At 43.1% G+C, this 18,796-nt stretch carries 17 protein-coding genes and 3 pseudogenes; 7 read left to right on the plus strand and 13 right to left on the minus strand.

All coding sequences use genetic code 11. The annotated features are described in order from the left end of the window. Nucleotides 1-53 precede the first annotated feature (53 nt). The gene (locus tag ACRQ5D_RS20750; protein WP_256337420.1) at nucleotides 54-839 is read left to right on the plus strand and encodes an alpha/beta fold hydrolase; all 786 of its coding nucleotides are present in this window, start codon (nucleotides 54-56) and stop codon (nucleotides 837-839) included. Here the strand turns inward: ACRQ5D_RS20750 and ACRQ5D_RS20755 are convergent. From ACRQ5D_RS20755 to ACRQ5D_RS20780, 6 genes and pseudogenes are all read right to left on the minus strand, one after another. Next, nucleotides 836-1,873, minus strand: a complete 1,038-nt coding sequence (locus ACRQ5D_RS20755) for an Atu2307/SP_0267 family LLM class monooxygenase (protein WP_091168073.1) — start codon at nucleotides 1,871-1,873, stop codon at nucleotides 836-838. The two genes, ACRQ5D_RS20750 and ACRQ5D_RS20755, sit on opposite strands and share 4 nt — an antisense overlap. 3 nt (nucleotides 1,874-1,876) lie before the next feature. Beyond that, nucleotides 1,877-2,716, minus strand: coding sequence for a PA14 domain-containing protein (locus tag ACRQ5D_RS20760; RefSeq protein WP_431200832.1), 840 nt, complete (start codon nucleotides 2,714-2,716; stop codon nucleotides 1,877-1,879). A gap of 15 nt (nucleotides 2,717-2,731) precedes the next feature. After that, nucleotides 2,732-2,830 (minus strand): annotated as a pseudogene (locus tag ACRQ5D_RS20765) (hypothetical protein); the annotation flags it as partial. A 28-nt stretch (nucleotides 2,831-2,858) separates the two neighbouring features. Continuing rightward, nucleotides 2,859-4,205, minus strand: a pseudogene (locus ACRQ5D_RS20770) (beta-N-acetylhexosaminidase); the annotation flags it as partial. 87 nt (nucleotides 4,206-4,292) lie between these two features. Beyond that, on the minus strand, nucleotides 4,293-6,203 hold the full coding sequence (locus tag ACRQ5D_RS20775; RefSeq protein ID WP_091168070.1) for an AAA domain-containing protein: 1,911 nt from the start codon (nucleotides 6,201-6,203) through the stop codon (nucleotides 4,293-4,295). A gap of 95 nt (nucleotides 6,204-6,298) precedes the next feature. Further along, on the minus strand, nucleotides 6,299-6,943 hold the full coding sequence (locus ACRQ5D_RS20780) for a response regulator (protein ID WP_091168066.1): 645 nt from the start codon (nucleotides 6,941-6,943) through the stop codon (nucleotides 6,299-6,301). A gap of 443 nt (nucleotides 6,944-7,386) precedes the next feature. Between ACRQ5D_RS20780 and ACRQ5D_RS20785 the strand changes: the two genes are divergently transcribed. After that, nucleotides 7,387-7,920 carry a DUF4142 domain-containing protein gene (locus tag ACRQ5D_RS20785; protein ID WP_091168061.1) on the plus strand — a complete coding sequence of 178 codons (534 nt, stop codon included), beginning with the start codon at nucleotides 7,387-7,389 and terminating at the stop codon, nucleotides 7,918-7,920. Here ACRQ5D_RS20785 and ACRQ5D_RS20790 read toward each other — a convergent pair. The 3 genes from ACRQ5D_RS20790 to ACRQ5D_RS20800 all read right to left on the minus strand — a co-directional run bounded on the left by ACRQ5D_RS20790 (nucleotide 7,912) and on the right by ACRQ5D_RS20800 (nucleotide 11,222). Then, nucleotides 7,912-8,106 carry a hypothetical protein gene (locus ACRQ5D_RS20790; RefSeq protein WP_431200311.1) on the minus strand — a complete coding sequence of 65 codons (195 nt, stop codon included), beginning with the start codon at nucleotides 8,104-8,106 and terminating at the stop codon, nucleotides 7,912-7,914. The genes ACRQ5D_RS20785 and ACRQ5D_RS20790 overlap by 9 nt on opposite strands. After that, a complete protein-coding gene (locus tag ACRQ5D_RS20795) occupies nucleotides 8,090-9,115 on the minus strand; it encodes a DUF763 domain-containing protein (protein ID WP_431200312.1) in 1,026 nt (341 codons plus the stop codon). The genes ACRQ5D_RS20790 and ACRQ5D_RS20795 overlap by 17 nt, the downstream gene beginning before the upstream one ends. 145 nt (nucleotides 9,116-9,260) lie before the next feature. Continuing rightward, nucleotides 9,261-11,222: an AMP-dependent synthetase/ligase gene (locus ACRQ5D_RS20800; protein WP_432326440.1), complete on the minus strand. Its 1,962-nt coding sequence runs from the start codon at nucleotides 11,220-11,222 to the stop codon at nucleotides 9,261-9,263. A 143-nt stretch (nucleotides 11,223-11,365) separates the two neighbouring features. Here ACRQ5D_RS20800 and ACRQ5D_RS20805 point away from each other — a divergent pair, with 143 nt between their 5' ends. Further along, nucleotides 11,366-11,962: a short chain dehydrogenase gene (locus ACRQ5D_RS20805; RefSeq protein WP_091168053.1), complete on the plus strand. Its 597-nt coding sequence runs from the start codon at nucleotides 11,366-11,368 to the stop codon at nucleotides 11,960-11,962. 270 nt (nucleotides 11,963-12,232) lie between these two features. Further along, nucleotides 12,233-13,063, plus strand: a complete 831-nt coding sequence (locus ACRQ5D_RS20810) for a nuclear transport factor 2 family protein (protein ID WP_091168050.1) — start codon at nucleotides 12,233-12,235, stop codon at nucleotides 13,061-13,063. A 122-nt stretch (nucleotides 13,064-13,185) separates the two neighbouring features. On the opposite strand, the pseudogene ACRQ5D_RS20815 reads toward ACRQ5D_RS20810, so the two are convergent. The 3 genes and pseudogenes from ACRQ5D_RS20815 to ACRQ5D_RS20825 form a co-directional block, all read right to left on the minus strand. Beyond that, a pseudogene (locus tag ACRQ5D_RS20815) lies at nucleotides 13,186-13,511 on the minus strand (HesB/IscA family protein). Nucleotides 13,512-13,645: 134 nt separating this feature from the next. After that, on the minus strand, nucleotides 13,646-14,059 hold the full coding sequence (iscU, locus tag ACRQ5D_RS20820; RefSeq protein ID WP_076378185.1) for a Fe-S cluster assembly scaffold IscU: 414 nt from the start codon (nucleotides 14,057-14,059) through the stop codon (nucleotides 13,646-13,648). 110 nt (nucleotides 14,060-14,169) lie between these two features. Beyond that, nucleotides 14,170-15,381 carry an IscS subfamily cysteine desulfurase gene (locus ACRQ5D_RS20825; protein WP_432326444.1) on the minus strand — a complete coding sequence of 404 codons (1,212 nt, stop codon included), beginning with the start codon at nucleotides 15,379-15,381 and terminating at the stop codon, nucleotides 14,170-14,172. A 110-nt stretch (nucleotides 15,382-15,491) separates the two neighbouring features. Between ACRQ5D_RS20825 and mce the strand changes: the two genes are divergently transcribed. Continuing rightward, nucleotides 15,492-15,890, plus strand: a complete 399-nt coding sequence (gene mce / locus ACRQ5D_RS20830; RefSeq protein WP_432326445.1) for a methylmalonyl-CoA epimerase — start codon at nucleotides 15,492-15,494, stop codon at nucleotides 15,888-15,890. A 13-nt stretch (nucleotides 15,891-15,903) separates the two neighbouring features. On the opposite strand, the gene ACRQ5D_RS20835 is transcribed toward mce, so the two are convergent. Continuing rightward, the gene (locus ACRQ5D_RS20835; protein ID WP_432326447.1) at nucleotides 15,904-17,013 is read right to left on the minus strand and encodes an NHL repeat-containing protein; all 1,110 of its coding nucleotides are present in this window, start codon (nucleotides 17,011-17,013) and stop codon (nucleotides 15,904-15,906) included. A 242-nt stretch (nucleotides 17,014-17,255) separates the two neighbouring features. Between ACRQ5D_RS20835 and ACRQ5D_RS20840 the strand changes: the two genes are divergently transcribed. Together ACRQ5D_RS20840 and ACRQ5D_RS20845 are read left to right on the plus strand one after the other, a co-directional pair. Continuing rightward, nucleotides 17,256-17,504 (plus strand): type B 50S ribosomal protein L31, encoded by a 249-nt coding sequence (locus ACRQ5D_RS20840; RefSeq protein WP_090524811.1) that lies wholly within the window; start codon nucleotides 17,256-17,258, stop codon nucleotides 17,502-17,504. Between the two features lie 64 nt (nucleotides 17,505-17,568). Continuing rightward, nucleotides 17,569-18,753, plus strand: coding sequence for a GlmU family protein (locus ACRQ5D_RS20845; RefSeq protein WP_354482121.1), 1,185 nt, complete (start codon nucleotides 17,569-17,571; stop codon nucleotides 18,751-18,753). Nucleotides 18,754-18,796 lie beyond the last annotated feature (43 nt).

The raw sequence follows: 18,796 nt of genomic DNA on the forward strand, positions 1-18,796 counted from the left end.
CGGTGCCTTATCTTCATACTGCTAAGTTTGTATTGAATTAAAAACCTATGGATATGACACAAACAAATATTGGGGGTAACTATGCCGTTGTTAACGGCCTTAAAATGTATTATGAAATTCACGGCGAGGGTTTCCCGCTGGTATTGATCCATGGCGGCGGTTCAGATATCGGCGTTACTTTTGGCAGGATATTATCTGCGTTTGCACAAAATCACCAGGTTATAGGGGTTGATCTGCAGGCGCATGGCCGTACGCCCGATAGAGGTGTACCTACCTCATTTGAACAAGATGCAGATGACGTAGCCGCTTTGCTTAAGCATTTGGACATAAAACAGGCCGATATTATGGGTTTTAGCAACGGAGGTAATACCGCCATGCAGGTAGCCATCAGGCATCCACAATTGGTTCATAAAATAGTGATTGCTTCTTCGTTCTATAAACGCAGTGGTTTTGATGACTGGTTTTGGGATTTTATGAAGAACGCAACCCTTGACAGTATGCCCAAACCTTTGCAGGACGCTTTCCTCGCCATAAACAATGACCAGGCCGCTTTAGAAATAATGCATAAGCGGGACCTTCATAGGATGCAGGGTTTTCAGGATTGGAGTGATGAGGCTATCCGTTCTATCACCATGCCCGCATTAGTTATTGCCGGGGATAAAGACGTGATCAGGCCTGAGCATACGCTTGAGCTATACCGCATGCTTCCCGATGCCCAACTTTGTATTTTGCCCGCAGGCCATGGCGATTATATAGGTGAGATTAGTGAGGTTCGTGAAGATGGGAACTACCCGGCGGTAACTATCATTGAAGAGTTTTTAACTAAGGCAAAAGCTTAAACTTTTGCCTTAGTTTCTTTACGTACAACAGGTGCAACCCTGGTGCCGTAAAGTTCAATTGCTTTTAAAATATCCTTGTGCTTGGTAAAGCCCGTAACTAACTGGGCTACGAAACGGGTGTTACCGAAAAGCTCATATTGTTGCATGATCTTGTCGATGGCTTGTTGCGGATCGCCTACTACCAATGGCCCAAAATCGCGAAGATATTCAAATTGTTCCCTTGTCATGGGCGACCAGCCCCTGTCTTTGCCAACACGGGTCATGAGGGCTTCGTAGCTTGGATAAAACTCGTCGGCAGCCTGTTGCGAGGTCCCTGCAATATAAAATTGCGAACTGATGGCCAATTGGAGCTTGCTTACATCGTGCCCGGCTTTGGCTGCCGACTCGCGATAAAGCTCAACAAAGGGTACAAAATGTTTTGGCGCGCTGCCCAAAATAGCGATGATCATAGGGAGGTTAAGTGCTCCTGCCCGTTTTGCTGAGGCAGGGGTTCCGCCAACGCCAATCCAAACCGGAATTTCCTGTTGCAGCGGACGAGGATATACGCCCTGGTTCCTGATTGGTGCCCTGAAATTACCCTGCCACGAAACAATTTCCTGCTTGTTAATCTGCAAAAACATTTCGAGTTTTTCTGTAAATAATGCATCGTAATCATCCAGGTCGAAACCAAAAAGCGGGAAAGATTCAATAAAGGAACCCCGACCGGCTATCATCTCCACGCGACCGCCAGATACCAGATCGGCAGTGGCGAAATTTTGAAATGTACGAACAGGGTCGACCGAACTTAATACGGTAACCGAGCTTGACAGCCGGATGTTTTTGGTAATAGCTGCTGCTGCTGATATCAATATTTCGGGTGCCGAGATCACAAAATCGGGCCGATGGTGTTCGCCGAAGGCATAAACATCTAAACCCACCTCATCGGCCAGCTTTACTTCTTCCAATAACTCCTCAACCCGCTTATGGGCATTTACGGCGTTGCCGCTCGTCCCATCGGGATGGATTTCACCAAAGGTGCTTATACCTAATTCCATGTATCAATAATAAAGATCGGCTGCGTTAAGCTCCTTCTTTTCAAAACTTCCGGGTGCGGTAACATATACTTTAAGTGGTGCTGCACGTTGCCTGTACCTGCCGGTTGGGGGAGGCGGTGCGTTGTATATATACTTTACCTTTAATTGATGAAAACCTTTCGCCAGTGGCAGCGCATATTCGGCTTCTGTTAGTTGTTCACCATCAATAAATAACTGGCTGGCGGCATAATTTGCAAGGGTAAAGTTATAAGTACCATCGGCCAATATATTCACGTAACCGTCATAAACTACACCAAAATTCGGGTTGTCTTTTTTCAAAGCTTCAGCATCCAGTTTATTGCTGACAGCCGAATCTTGAGGTGCTGTATAACTAAGCTGATCGGGTGAGGTGAATGTATTTTTTGTCCACTTGTATTTAAGCCCCTGTTTATTGGCCGTGTAGGTTACCGGAGGTAGTGGCGCTTTATTGTACATCAAAGTGCGGGTGGCGATACTCCTGCGCCCGGATGGTGTAATTACCCTTGTCCTCAATTCCCGTTTTTCGTTTTGCGGAATGGAGAACGTGATAGGCCCCTCATACTGCAAATCGGTATCCAACGGGTCACGGCCGTTTAATGTATAATAAATCTTAGCGCCGGGTACCACCGATTTTAGCGTGTAAACAAAATGAGGGCCTACTACCATGGTATCAATTGTTGTCAGCGCAGTGGGAACACGGTAGTTATAATTGATGGCATCAAGCTTTGCAAAGTGTTTGGCCAGCCTTACTTCGGAAAAATTTGTATAGTCCTTGTTCTCCGGCTTGCTCCAGGCTACTTCTGAAAGGGCGAATACTCTCGGCATGATCTGGTATTGAAGTTTGGCTACGGTAGGCACATACTCTGTCCACAAGTTGCCCTGGGTGCCTATTACATATTTCTGTCTCGTCGGGAGTAAGCTGCTTTGAAACCGGATCATAATTGTATGTTTCTTCTAAAGTAGCATAACGGCCAAATGATACCGGCTCCTGCGGCGAACTGCTTTGATAATGATCAAAGTAATTACCGGTGGTTTGCGGTGTCATGATCACATTATGTTTTTGATGGGCAGCGTTAATGCCGCCTTCCTCGCCCTGCCAGCTCATCACGGTGGCGTTAGGGGCGAGGCCGCCTTCTAATATCTCATCCCAGCCTATAATGCTGCGGCCTTTGGAATTGATGAATTTTTCTATCCTTTGGATAAAATAGCTTTGCAGTTCTTTTTCATCTTTCAAGCCTTTTTCTTTCATCAAAGCCTGGCAAAATGCCGATTGTTTCCATGGTTCTTTACCTGCCTCATCACCGCCTATGTGAATGTATTTACTTGGGAATAAAGCCATCACTTCTGTAAGCACATCCTGTAAAAAGGTAAACGTTTGTTCGGTAGGGCAGTACAAATTATTGATATCGCGCGGGGCTTTTTGTCCAACTACTGTATCACATTTAAACTCAGGGTAAGCACGTAAGGCAGCTTCGGAATGGGCAGGCATTTCAATTTCGGGGATAACGTTGATATACCTGTCGGCCGCGAATTTTACTACCTCTTTAATTTGATCCTGGGTATAATAGCCGCCGTAGCTAAGCGAATCGAGCCAGTCGCGGTTGCTGCCAAACATGGTTTGCTGACGGAATGCACCCACCTGCGTAAGTTTAGGATATTTTTTGATTTCGATACGCCATCCCTGGCCATCAACCAAATGCCAGTGAAAGGTATTGAGTTTGTAAGAAGCGATAAGTTCGATCACCTTTTTTACCTGCGGAATGGTGAAGAAATGACGCGATACATCCAGCATCATTCCCCGGTATCCAAAGCGCGGCGAATCTTCAATTACCGCGCAAGGCAATTTGTAAACGGCTGCGTTTTCAACCGGGAAAAGTTGCAGTAAGGTTTGGATACCGTAAAACAGGCCTGCATCCTTACCAACTATGATGATATTACGAGGGGTGATGGTTAGTTTATAACCTTCCGCGGGTAATTTATTGGCTCCCTTTGCAGTTAAGATCAGCCCCCTGCTTTTTGCGGCTTTAAGCTTTGAATTGTATTTAGTTATTTTAATATTCAGGCGCCGGGTATCCTGCAGATAGCTTTTTAGCCATAAAACAGCTTTATCTTTCGGATTATCAGCCTTGATTGCTGTAAGCTGGCTAAATGTAAACGTGCCGCTATTTTTGGTAATGGAAGCAGGGGCAGGGATAATGCCCAAATGCGGATCATCGGTAGTGACCTGGGCCGATACTTTGTTTGTTTGCCCTAAAAAGATAAAAAAGCTTGCGAGCGTGATGAGTTTTGTTAAATAGTGTGCTTTAAAATTCATACAGGCGTGGATAATGATGAAAGGATAAATTTAACCATTATCCTATGCTGTAATGATGCTAAAGCTTATGTAACAAACAATTGACGTTTAATCGTAGCCTGCGTAATCCCATGCGCTTTGATAGCCGTTTAGCTGTTCCGTATAACTGATCATATCTCCATAAAAGGGAGCATACGCAAGTGTTGAGCTGTCGCCGATCATTACCAGTTTTTTGCGGGCGCGGGTCATGGCCACGTTCATGCGGCGGATATCGTTCAGGAAGCCTATCTCTCCGTTGGTATTGCTGCGTGTGAGGCTGATGTAAACCACGTCGCGTTCCTGCCCCTGGAAACTATCAATCGTGTTCACGGCAATTTTATCTGCGTAAACCATCAACTCTGTCGAATCCAATAACAATTGGTTTAAAATCCTGATCTGTTCCTTGTAAGGAGATATAACTGCAACGGTTGGGAAGTTTTCCGACGGATAATGTTCCTTAAGCTCACCAACCAGCTTATGCAGATGTTTAAACAGGAATGCAGCCTCTTCAGGATTCGCCGTGCTGGTGCCTTCCTGTTTTTCATCGTAACCACAGCCCGCGGTATCGACAAAGCTTACAGGCAAATCGCCGGGAATTAACAGCTGATGGGCAACGGTGGAGTGCGCCTTTAACCTGTTGTCATAAAACTCTTTGGATGAAAATCCCATAATGGCTTCATTCATACGGTATTGTTCTTCGAGCAATATCGCGGATTCGGGGTGGAGGACAATGCATTTCTCAAGCAGGGTAGTGCTAAGGCCATCCTTACTTGCCTGTTGCGATTTGATGGTAGGCGGGAGCTGCAAATGATCGCCGGCAAAGATCACTTTTTGCGCCTTCGATATCGGGATCCAGCAGGCGGGCTCAAGCGCCTGACCGGCTTCGTCGATAACTACCGTATGGAATTTTAAATTGCGGATGGTATAATGGTTAGCGCCTACAAGGGTTGCCGTAATTATCTGCGCTTTACCAATCAGGTCCTCCGTAATAAATTGTTCGGTTTTATCCACTTCTTTAATGAGCTGGTGAGCTGCATCAAAAAGTGCTTTGCGCTGATCACGTTCGGCTTTGCCAAAATTGCGCTTGTATTTGTGCGCCATGTTCTTGTACTCTGAAGCCTGCTTTTTAAGCTTTTTAATCTCCTTCATATCGCTATGGGCACTTATCCTGCTATCTAAAGTTAAAGCCATTAACTTTTCAGATACCCTTGCCGGATTGCCAATGCGGAGTACATTTAAACCTTCATTACTTAACTTTTCGCTTAGCAAATCAACCGCTGTATTACTTGGCGCTACAACAAGGATCTGTTGTTTGTTTTGCCTGATAAGTGCCTTGATAGCCTGTACAAGCGTGGTTGTTTTACCGGTGCCCGGAGGGCCGTGAACTATTGCAAGCTCCCGTGCCTCAATTATTTTTTGAACAGCCTGCTGTTGTGAAGCGTTTAAACCATTAAGCGGGTAATGAATTGTTTCGGGGATAAAAGCCGGCGTACTTTGCCCGGTTAACACCCGGGTGAGATGGCCTTCTTTATGATCATCAACAAGCCTGGCAGATAGTTTGAGCGCCTTCTGCATCTCGTCATAACTGTTATCATCAAACAGCAGGTCGATGCCGAGTTTGCCGCTCCTGGTCCAGTCGGGCAGCTCGTCGGTGTTCAAAGTTAATTTTAGGCGGTTACCGCCTTGGTATGATACCGTGCCGTTTACACGATCGGTTTTAGGATCATGGTTGGAGAACAATGCAGCTGAAGCGCCGAACCTGAACTGGTGACTAAGGTCTTGGTGAGAAGGCCGTTCCACCTCAACCGTAAGGTAATCGCCGCGTCCTATTTCCGTGCCTTTTATGGCTATGGGGTACCATGTAAGCCCTGCTGCCCGGCGTTCGGCAGCTGAAGATGTTTCAGTTAGTTTGAGGTAAGCCTGGCGGTCTTCGTCCTGCTCAGTTTGCAATAAGCTGAGCAGTTTTTTAAAATAGTCCATTTTGCAAAGGTAAAGCTTAAGCCTGGCTTTTGTATAATCACATAAAACACAAAAGAGGACTTGAATGTCCCCTTTTTCATATCCTGATTAACAAATTATTGCTGCCAGTTAGGTGCCGGTTTTGTTTCAAGAGCAATTGTATTCCTTGAAAGCTCTTCGTTTATCTTACCCAAAAAATGCCTTGTTAATGGTTTTGAAATAAAGCTTTTGACAAAGGGATATGCTTTAGCCCGTTTCTGATCGGCAGGGTCAACAGAGTTTGAAATAATATAAACCGAAACAGGTTTTACTAATGAGCTGTAAATGTTATTGAATAACTTTAAAAATTCCCACCCATCCATTACCGGCATATCGAGGTCAAGAAAAATAATGTTGGGTATTTCTGCATGTTTATCCCGGTTGTTATATAATGCTTTGTAAACAGGTTCCGGATCCATATAAAAACTTGCATTTAACCAATTATCTTTCAATATGATTTTAACCGTTTCATGAAAAATAATGTCATCGTCAATGATAGCGACCGAACGGTGCTGATCGTCTTTAATAAGATTGAGGATATCTTTTTTGATTTCGATAAGTAACGGAGACAAAAGTTCAGTACCGCATTCAATACAATTCAAGGTACGTGATAACGCAACCTCAAGTGGTACTTGTATTGATAAGCAGGTGGCATCGTTATATATGGAGTTTGCGCAATCTTTATTAAAGCAATAACAGGTGATTTTTTCGGTGCTGGCCATAGTGTAAAGGTTTTGTTTAGTAGTTCATTTTAAATTGCCTCAACATTGATGCCCCTTGTTGGTTTGTAGTTAAATATTTACAAAGCGGCTTCTATTTTGTCAGGATTGTTAAGGGTTATAAAATTCAATTCCCTAATGCTGAGCTGATTATATTCATGGGCTAAAATAGTTGCATTTTAACATTTTTATAACCGCAGCTGTTAAGCGAATTAATTTAAATATAAAAAAGATTAACTATAAATACAAGTGTGTTTTTTATAAGCCATGTGTATGTTTAAACTGACAATCCGTTTCTTTTTGAGGCCGCCATCGGCTGTAAAATATTAATTTTAATACCTGCGAACAAGCTGTTTTAAACGATGGTTAGATGCTGAATTTAGATGGAATAAGGATAAAAAACCACAGCGACTTTTTTTGTTATATTGAAACACTAAACTATCAACATGAGCCGATTAACCAGCTTTTTATTATTCCTGTTCGCTTTAGTGATGGCACAATCATGCCAAAGTAATCGGCATGCCAATAATTATAACAAGGCCCTGGTTGATGATAACGGTTTATTGTTTATTAAAAGCGGGGAAGAATCAACTCTCGCCTCTGTAAAAGCATCTGGTTTGGCAATCGCCAATTCAAAAAATCAGCGCGTTATTCAGTTTGCCAAGCTCATGATTGATGACCATACCATGCTGGCAGATGATTTTAAAAAATTAAGGACCGATAATTTTATTGCCGATTCGGTTGTTATTAGCCCTATGCATCATCAAATTATTAATGATTTGGATACAAAACGCGCCAGCGCGTTTGACAAGGCCTATATCCAATTGGTTATAAACGATCATACTGAACAAATAGCTTTATACAAAACAGCAGGAAAAGACCGGAGAAATACAAGCCTTGCCGATTTTGCAAATAAAATGTTACCTGGTTTACAAGCTCATTTAGATACTGCAAAGCTGATTAGCAGTACATTAAAATAACTTTAATTGCTGCTCGACAGGTGGTTTGGCTTTGCCAAAAACGGTACGGCCCCCATATTTCCACGAGTCGTTGCGTTCCTTTTCAATAACTTTATCAAAGTTGGCATTGGGCGTGAAATCTTTTTCAGCCCTTTCGGCTATTTGGGAAAGGCGTTTGATAGCTTCATTTTTATCGCTGTTGCCCATTTTTGCTTTTTGAATAGCCGTTTGCAGGGTGCTTAAGGTTCTCGTCATAAACTTTGGTAGGCACCGGGAATGGGGCGCCATCTTTGCCGCCATGTGCAAAAGAAAACCTCGCCGGGTCTTTAAACCGGGATGGTGTGCCATGGATCACTTCACTTACCAGGGCCAGCGACTGTAAGGTGCGGGGCCCTAAGCCTTGCAGCAATAGCAGTTCTTCAAAATCTTTGGGTTGTTTTTCGTGTGCCAGCCAAAGTACGGCACCAAGGCGTTTTAGGTCGACATCTTTGGCATGTACTTCATGATGGCTGGGCATCACCAGTTTACTGATCTCGTTGAGCATGATGCCCGGGTTTTCGGCGGCAATCTGCATAACACCATTGCGCGAACCATCCGCTCCCTTATCTGTCATGTTAAGGATATAGCCGCTGTTTTTACCATAGATAAAAGTGTGCGGGTCGTTAACAAATGAGCTTAACTGTTCGGAATGCCAGTGGTATCTGCGGGCCGTACGGCTTACATCGCTCATGCCTTGCTGCACCACGGCCCATTTGCCGGTATCGCTTAAAATAAAATTATGCGTGTAAAGCTGGAAGCCATCTTGTATGGCGGTATTATCAACTTTGGCGCTCAGCTTGCTGCATTTTACCAGGTAATTTGCATCAAGTCCGGTGGTTTGGCCAACCTTGACCAGTTCGGCAGGTGTTTGAGTAGAATGTTTTCCTTTACCGCCGCAGATATAAATGCCCAATTCGCGGCTATGCGGGTTGATTGACCTTTTTAAAGCTCCCATTACAGAAGTGGTTATGCCCGAGGAATGCCAGTCCATCCCCATAACAGCTCCCAAACTCTGAAACCAGAAAGGATCGCTTAGCCGGCGAAGCACTTCATCTTTGCCATAGTCCATCACAATGGTTTCCACCACAGCAAGGCCAAGTTTAGCCATGCGCTCGGCAAGCCATTGCGGTACATAGCCATAATGTAAAGGTAAGTCAGCACTGCCTGATCGCTTCATGCTAACAAATTTAGTATTTTTGGGGATTACACCGATTGTTTTTTTGAGATTACACCGATTGTTTGATGAGTTTCGGATTGATAGATACAAAAATGCCGCAGATTTGAGTCTACGGCATTTAAGTTATTAATCAAAAATAATCTAATCAGATTTTCAAATCGGTGAAATCAAAAATTAATCGGTGTAATCCCCAAAAACTAATCTTCCTCCGTCTCCCCAACATACAGTTCGTCAATATCGGCGGCGTATTTTTTTCGATGACCTTACGTTTGGCTTTCATCGTAGGGGTGATTTCGCCATCATCCATGCTGAAAGGGTTACGTTTTATCTTGAATGATTTGATGCGTTCAAACTTAGCCAGCTCATTGCTGTATTTCCTGATGTCGGCGCCTATCCAGTCAATTATTTCTTTATCATCAATGAATACTTCAGAACGTTCAAAGAAATCATTTTGAAGGTTGAAAGTTTCCTGCAGGGTCTCGCGTGCCGGCACAATAATGGCGGCAATGTATTCGCGTTTATCGCCCACTAAAAACACCTGTTCAATTTTAGGGCTTTTGAGGTAGGTGTTCTCTACCGGAGTAGGGTAGATATTTTTACCATAGGCATTCACCAGCATATTTTTGAGACGGTCAGTAATTTGAAGGTTACCGCGGAAAAACCTGCCGATATCGCCGGTATGGAACCAGCCGTGCGAATCAATAACGGTGGCGGTTTCTTCGGGCTTGTTCCAGTAGCCTTTCATTACGCAATGCCCGCGAACAATGATCTCGCCTTCTTCGGTAAGGGTATCTTCTTTAAAGTTATCATGAGTTTGGATGCTGTAGATATGTTTGGTATCCACATTCTGGATAGCCACTTCAATACCGGGAATAATACGACCAACGGTGCCATAAATTACCCTATGGCGCTCTGTAACCGCCATTACGGGGGATGTTTCGGTTAAGCCAAAACCTTCTAAGATTACAATGCCCAGGTCGCCAAAAAATTCACCGATGTTTTTAGGCAATGCTCCACCTCCTGAAACCATGAATTTCAGCCGTCCGCCGGTTTTTTCCTTGATCTTGCTGAATACCAGTTTCTCGGCAATGCCGTGTTGTGCCTTCAGGATTACGCCCGGTGACTTACCGGCCTCCTGTACCAGGCGTACTTTTTTACCGATCTCAAATGCCCAAAGAAAGATCTTAGTTTTAAAGCCGCCTGTCGATGTGCCGCTTTTGATCGCTTTGTCGTGGATACGTTCCAGTAACCGCGGCACGCAGCAAAGTATAGTAGGTTTAACCTCGCCCATGTTTTTGGCCAGCAGCTCCAAACTTTGGGCGAAAGCTATTTGTGATCCCCGGTAAATAGCTATATGGTAAATGGTGCGCTCAAATACATGCGATAGCGGCAGGAATGATAAAAATCTATCAGTTTTTTCAACAAACGGAATCTGAATTAAACTATTGATAGCGTTTTGCGTGAGGTTATGGTGAGTTAGTACCACGCCTTTAGGTACCCCTGTAGTCCCCGAAGTATAAATGAGGCATGAAGTATCAGTTGTTAAGATAGCTTCACGTGCGGCATTAATGGCATGGCGATATTGCTCCAGCAATTTGCTGCCTTCGGCAATTACCTGGTCAAAACCAATTACGCCTGCATTTAAGCTTACCTTATCGCTGAATTTTTCAAAATCATCAAACGCCGGGATCAGGCGGATTAATTCCGGACAGTTGTTTGCCACTTTTAAAACTTTCCTGAACAGGAAAGGGTTGCCACAGATGATAGTACGAGCCCCCGAATCATTTAGGATATATTCTATCTCGTTTTCGGTGAGGGTGGGGTATATAGAGGTGTTAACAGCACCAATCTGTTGCAGGGCCTGATCATAATAAACGTAATTGGGGCCATTTTCAATGATGAGCGAGAGCCTGTCGCCCTTCCTGATACCGATGTGCAGGAACCAGGCCGAAATCGCGTCTATTTTTTCTAAGGCTTCACCGTAGCTGATTTCTACCCAGGTATCTTTAACTTTATGGAGCAGGAAAGTATGATCTAAAGGATGAATTTTGGCAACGGTATTGCGAATGAAACTTGGAACAGTTGAAAGCTCGGTATTTTTACTCATTTATATAATCGGATATTGGAACAAATCTAAATCTATTTTTATAAAAACAAGCATTGATACGGGTATTTGACAACTGAACGTGTTTTACTTTGTGATGATGCTGATTTACGTTAAGCTTACTAACTTGGATAAAAACATATACTATGAAGATAATTATTATCGGTGCTTCGGGCACTATTGGCAAAAAAGTTACCGAAGCATTGCAAGGCAAAAACGAGATTATTACTGCAGGCTCAAAAAGTGGTGATTTTCAATTGGATATTACTTCACCCGAATCAATTGAAAGATTTTATGAAAAGGTTGGCCCGTTTGATGCGTTGGTGAGTACTACAGGATCGGGGCATTTTGGCCCACTGGCGAGTACAACCCCTGCCGATTTCAAAAAAGGAATTGAAAGCAAGCTACTTGGGCAGATAAATCTTGTACTGATAGGCCAGCATTATATTAATCATAAGGGCTCATTTACGCTTACCTCAGGTATCCTATCGGAAGATCCGGTTGTAAACGGCGTGAATTTGGGTACCATTAACGGTGGGCTAAATTCCTTTGTAATAAGTGCGGCCATTGAATTACAAAATGGTGTGCGGATCAACGCGGTAAGTCCGGGTGTTGTTGAGGATTCACCTGGTTACTTTGAATACTTCCCCGGCCACGAGCCCGTTGCTATGGATAAGGTAGCCAACGCTTACGTTAAAAGCGTACTTGGGGCCATTACAGGACAGGTGATCAAGGTGTTTTGATAAAAACAAACTACATGTCATTGCGAGGAACGAAGCAATCGCACGGAAGTATAGCCACCCTATATAGCATGCGATTGCCAAGCTGCGCTCGCAATGACATTATTTTATTTTCCAAACTTTCCCTATCTTCACTGCATAATTACTATCTCTACATATAAAACAAGGGTCGCCTAAGGCCCCGGCCTGTTGATACAGGTTTGGTAACGCGCTGCTTTTTGCGGTAGTGTTTAGTATTGTCTAAAAATTTCAAATCAATTTTATTTAACGGTAATGAAAATTACTCAAGTATTTACTTTGGGCATTTGCTGCATTTTTACGTGCATTGCCCTGGATGCAAAATCTCATACCTGTATGGATACCATAACCAATAAACAAAAAGTGCTGTCCTTTTATAAACAAATAGTGGGGCAACGTAAAGCTGAGCTGATCCCAGAATTTATAGCCGAAGATTATAAACAACATAACCCTACCGTTAAGCAGGGGAGGGCAGGCATAACAGAAATGGTCAATTATCTGAAAACTTTACCACCACCGCCCGAAGATGCAAAGTCGCCAATTGTAAGAGCGATACAGGATGGCGACTTAGTAGTTACCCATCTTGATGTTTCATTTATGGGGAAGCGGATGGCTGTGATCGACCTTTTTAAGTTAAAGGACGGTATGTTAACAGAGCACTGGGATGCTATCCAGCCTTTGCCCGATGAAAGCGGGAAAACAGTCACTGCTACTAATGGAATAACTGAAATTGATCATAATGCCTCCACAGAAAGTAGCAGATCTGTTGTTGAGCAGTTTTATAAATCGGTTGTAAATAAACAATCTGATAATCTGTTTATTGATGCTGCTTACATTGAGCATGCTGCTTCTGTAATTGCATCAGGTTTGGGATTGGCTGATTATCTTGCTGAGCCTGATCGATCTGTTAAAATTCATAGGCTCATTGCTGAAGGGGATTTCGTGGTAACCCAATCGCAGTTTAACAGGAGCGGCAAAACGTTTGTGTTTTATGAGATATTCAGGGTGGCTAAGGGTAAAATTGCAGAACACTGGAGTGTGGAACAGGTTGTACCCGATGATGTTAAAGTAGAGGATATGTTTTAGTGAATTCAGCTGAAAGCTGGCTCATGTTAAAACACGGGCTGGAAGCCCGCGGCAGCTTTGCAGCTTTAGTAAAACAAAAAGAGGCGCTCATCGCGCCTCTTTTTATATTTTAAGGTTAATTTTTATACCGAAAAACTTTCGCCGCAACCGCAGGTACGGCTGGCGTTAGGGTTGTGAAAATTGAAGCCTTTACCGTTAAGACCGTCAGAAAAATCAAGTTCGGTACCGGCGAGGTACAGGAATGATTTCATATCAAGCGCCATGCGGATTCCCTGGTCTTCAAAAAACTGATCGCCTTTTTCTCTTCGTTATCAAAATCAAGATTGTATGATAAACCAGAGCACCCACCGCCCTGAACAGATACACGCAGGAAATAAGAGGCATCAAGCCCTGCATCCTGCATCAGGTGTTCTATTTTGCTTTTTGCTTTATCAGTTACAGTTACCATTTTTTAAAAGAGTCAAGATTGATAGATTCAAGAGCCAAGATTTTTCACTCGTCTCTTGCGTACCATGCTATGAAGATTTAAGATACAAAGAAGGGAAAGTCTTGTTTTCTTGCCTCCTGCATCTTAAAGTCTTTTTAGTGATGTACTTTTTCGCTTTCAATTGGCGCTAAGCCGTTTTTAACGCGGAAATCATTGATCGCTGCTTTGATAGCATCCTCTGCCAAAACTGAACAGTGGATTTTTACCGGTGGAAGGGCAAGTTCTTCAACGATGTCCATGTTGTCGATTTTCATAGCATCGTCGATGCTTTTGCCTTTAAGCCACTCAGTAGCTAATGATGAAGAAGCGATTGCAGAACCGCAACCGAAAGTTTTAAATTTTGCATCGGTGATAACATTGTTATCATCAACCTGGATCTGTAGGCGCATTACGTCGCCGCACTCAGGTGCACCAACTAAACCGGTACCTACTTTGTGGCTGCTTTTATCCAAAGTACCCACATTGCGGGGGTTAGTGTAGTGATCGATTACTTTATCTGAATATGCCATTTTTTTAAAGTTCTTAAGTAGTAAGTTATAAGTTTTGAGTCTCTTAAACTCTTGTATGTCAATTCGCAAATGGTCAATCCGAAACCGAAAATCCCAAATCCGAAATTAAATTAATGTTCTGCCCACTCAATTGAGTTAAGGTCGATACCTTCTTTAAACATTTCCCAAAGTGGTGAAAGGTCGCGCAGGTGGGTAACCGCTTTTTTGGTTACTTCAATTGCGTAATCAACTTCTTCTTCGGTAGTGAAACGACCTAAGCCAAAACGGATAGAAGAGTGTGCCAGGTCATCAGACAGGCCTAAGCTTTTCAATACGTATGATGGCTCCAATGAAGCAGAAGTACAAGCCGAACCTGATGATACAGCCAGATCTTTCATGGCCATCATCAAGCCTTCACCTTCAACATATTTAAACGAAATGTTGGCAACATGTGGTAAGCGGTGTTCAACGTTACCGTTTATATAGCTTTCTTCCAACACGGTTAAAGCTGATTGCAATTTATCGCGTAAAGCTGAAAGGCGTTTTGCCTCGCTTTCCATTTCCTGGCCGCAAAGTTCGCAGGCTTTACCTAAGCCAACGATACCCGGTACGTTAAGGGTACCTGAACGCATACCGCGCTCGTGACCGCCACCGTCCATTTGGGCTGTAACTTTAACCCTTGGTCCTTTACGGCGTACATATAATGCACCAACACCTTTAGGGCCGTATATTTTGTGTGCTGATAAAGCCAAAAGATCAATACCATCAGCATTAACGTCAACAGGGATCTTACCAACAGCCTGTACGGCATCGGTCATAAATAATGCACCGTGTTTGTGGGCAATAGCCGAAATTTCTTTAATTGGCTGAATAACGCCAATTTCATTGTTGCCATACATAATCGATACCAGGATGGTTTCAGGCGTCATTGCCGCTTCTAAAACTGCAAGATCAACAAGACCATCTTCTTTAACTGGCAAATAAGTTACTTTGCCGCCCAGTTTTTCAACGTGTTTGCAGGCATCAAGTACAGCTTTATGCTCTGTAACAGTAGTTATGATGTGGTTACCTTTATCTTTGTACATTTCAAACACCCCTTTAATAGCAAGGTTATCTGATTCTGTAGCACCAGAGGTAAAGATGATCTCTTTTTCAGATGCGCCTATCAATTTGGCTACCTGTTCGCGTGCGTAATCAACCGCCTCCTCTGCAACCCAGCCAAACGCGTGGTTACGGCTTGCTGCATTACCAAATTTTTCGTTAAAATATGGTAACATAGCCTCCAGTACCCTTGGGTCCATCGGTGTAGTTGCATTGTTATCTAAATAAATTGGGATATTCATAGTCCTTTTGAAATATATTAACAAAACAAAGATACGCAAGTTTTTATTGAAATTCAGCTAAATTCCTTCGCAAATAACCAAAGCTGACCAATAATTTACAATATTTGGACATGAACAAAGTGGAGCACATTGGCATTGCAGTTAACAGTGTTAAGTTAGCAGGGGAAATCTACTCCAAATTGCTGAATACACCTGTATATAAAACCGAAACTGTAGAGAGCGAACATGTGGTTACCGCCTTTCTGCAAAGCGGGCCGAACAAAATTGAACTGCTCGAGGCCCTTAATGATGATAGCGCCATTACTAAGTTTATAGCTAAAAAAGGCGAGGGGATTCATCATATAGCTTTTGAGGTAGATGATATTGAAGCTGAAATGAAACGCCTTAAAAATGAGGGTTTTGTTTTGTTAAATGATAAGCCTAAGCAAGGCGCGGATAATAAACTGGTTTGCTTTGTGCACCCCAAAAGTGCTAATGGGGTGCTAATAGAACTGTGCCAGGAAATTTAAACTTTAATCGATATTATTTTGCAGGTGGGATAATTTTCCTGATCCTGGCATTTTGTTCGTCGCCAACATATATGTTACCGCTGGCATCTACCGCTATGCCATGGGGATCGTTAAATTTAGCCTGTAAGTTTGCACCATCATAAAAGCCCCTTTCTTTTGTGCCTGCAAACGTAGTTACCTCGCCACTTACCGCTATTTTTCTAATCAAGCTTAGGTTATCGGTTACATATATGTTTCCGTTTTTATCTACAGCTACACCCAGAGGCCCGTTGAAGGTTGCCGATGTTGAAGCGCCGTTGTCGGTTCCGGGTGCAAGCTTGCCGGCAACTGTTGTTACTACCGCGGCGGGGGTTATTTTCCTGATCATATTATTACTATAATCGGCTACATAAATATTATCAGCACCGTCAATAGCTAAGCCTTCCGGTAACCGAAAATTAGCTTCTGAACCGGTTCCGTCTGCAAAACCGGGGCCCGAATGCACATTGCCTGCAAATGTTGTAACATCCTGTGATGGCGTAATTTTTCTGATAATGTTATGATTATCTGTTATATACAGGTTGTCGGCGTGGTCAATTGCTATTCCCGCCGGGCCATTAAAGGTTGCTAACGGGCCTTTTCCATCGTTAAAGCCTATTACTCCCGAACCTGCAAATGTACTCACAGTGCCGTCGGTTGCTATTTTTCTAATTACGTTGTTACCAAAATCGGCAACAAAAATATTTCCTTTCGAGTCGAGCGCAATACCTATGGGATTATCAAATTTTGCCGATTTGGCGGGGCCGTTAACCAGTCCGTCCCCCGTCCCGCCAGCCAGCGTAGTTACAATGCCTTCGGACGTAATTTTGCGGATAGCATTGTTGCCCTGGTCGGTAACATACAAATTGCCGGCAGCGTCTACCGCTACACCATTAGGGTTATTGAGTGCTGCATTTGCTCTTAGGCCATCAACATATCCATACGTGCCATTACCTGCAAGGGTATAAGTATGTCCCGGAAGATTTTCTAATTTGGGGTTGTCATCCGTGGCTGGGGCTGGTTTATCTTTACTGCAGCTAAATAATGCTACAGAAGTTGAAATTCCAATAAGTAATAAAGCGGGAATAAATCTTTTATTATTCATGTTTGTGGATATGGTTCAAGTTTGATTATTAAAACAACAAACAGCCGGTTTTATTGTAGCTATCGTTAAAAAGCTATCAAATAGTGCCGGGAGACTGTTTCCCCAAATATAAATTTAAAAGTAAATTGGTAGGCATCGTATCTGGTTGATTTTATTTTTAATTTGCTTTTCCAGTTTTCACTTTTATTATTACATTTGCACCTCTTTTAAGTAAAGTACAGAAGGTAAGTTTATATAATATAATGAAAAAAGATCTGCATCCATCAAACTATAGGTTAGTTGTATTTAAAGATATGTCAAACGACTATTCTTTTATCACTAAATCTTGCATCGATACCCGCGAAACCGTTAAATGGGAAGATGGTAACGAATATCCATTGGTTAAATTAGAGATTTCTCACACTTCGCACCCGTTCTACACCGGTAAAATGAAACTGGTTGATACTGCAGGTCGTATTGACAAATTCCGCTCACGTTACAACAAAAAGTAATTTTTGTTTAATTAATATTTACAAGTCCCGGCTTTGCAGTCGGGACTTTTTTTATTTTTGCGCCATGGCAATTATCCTTTTTGACGATAACGCACACCATACGCTGTTACCGCTTACCTATACCCGGCCGGTTGCCGATCTTCGTATCGGGATGCTCACCATTGCCGAAAAATGGGCCAGGCATTTAAAAAGCGCTTATTCTTTTCAAACGCTTGATTACCTAAAGATTAAGTTCCCGGTAAATATTGAAGCTGAAAACGTTTTTATCAATGGCGCTGTATGTCCGGATGAAAACCTGGTTGAAGCAATTGATAAACTGCAAACCGGGCAGGCGCTTAAATACAACGACCAGCTAATAGCCGTTAAACTTAATGCCGCGGATGCGGAAAGCTTTGATGTTAATGCTGATTTTGGCGATGTGGCAAGCTATTATAGCCTTTTTGTATCGATCAAATACCCTGAAGATATTTTCAGGAAGAACGACATTGAGCTTCGTAAAGATTTTCAACTACTTACTAAAGGACGAACAAGCGCGGCTATCAGTTCAACCAACGTTATTATAGGTGATGATTTTTTTGCTGAAGAAGGTGCTGTTGCCGAATGTTCGACATTTAACACGACTAACGGACCGATTTACCTTTCGGCTAATACCGAAATTTGGGAAGGTACCCATATCCGCGGGCCATTTGCCATTTGCGAACATTCGCAGGTGAAAATGGGGACTAAGATTTATGGTGCTACCACCGTTGGGCCGTATTGCCGGGTTGGGGGCGAAATAAATAATTCGGTGATTTGGGGGTATTCGTCAAAAGGCCACGAAGGCTACCTTGGCAACTCGGTTTTAGGCGAATGGTGTAATATCGGCGCTGATACAAATAATTCCAACCTGAAGAATAACTATGCAGAAGTAAAACTTTGGGATTACAGTACACAACGTTTCCGTAAAACGGGCCTTCAATTCTGTGGCCTCATCATGGCCGATCATGCAAAAAGCGGGATCAATACCATGTTTAATACCGGTACGGTAGTGGGGGTAGGGGCCAATGTTTTTGGAGCAGGTTTTCCGCGTAACTTTGTGCCCGACTTTTCATGGGGAGGCGCGCAGGGCTTCGAAGTTTATTTGATCAATAAAATGTTTGAAACCGCTCAGAAAGTATTCGACCGCCGCGATCACCGCGATTTCGATGAAACCGAACAAAATTTATTAACAGCCATATTTGAACTGACGGAGAAGTATAGGCAGTTTTGATTTTTGTGAGTGGTTGATTAGGTGAGTGGGGTAATATCACCAT

The sequence above is a fragment of the Mucilaginibacter sp. P25 genome (genome assembly GCF_050859465.1).
Lineage (GTDB): Bacteria > Bacteroidota > Bacteroidia > Sphingobacteriales > Sphingobacteriaceae > Mucilaginibacter > Mucilaginibacter gossypii.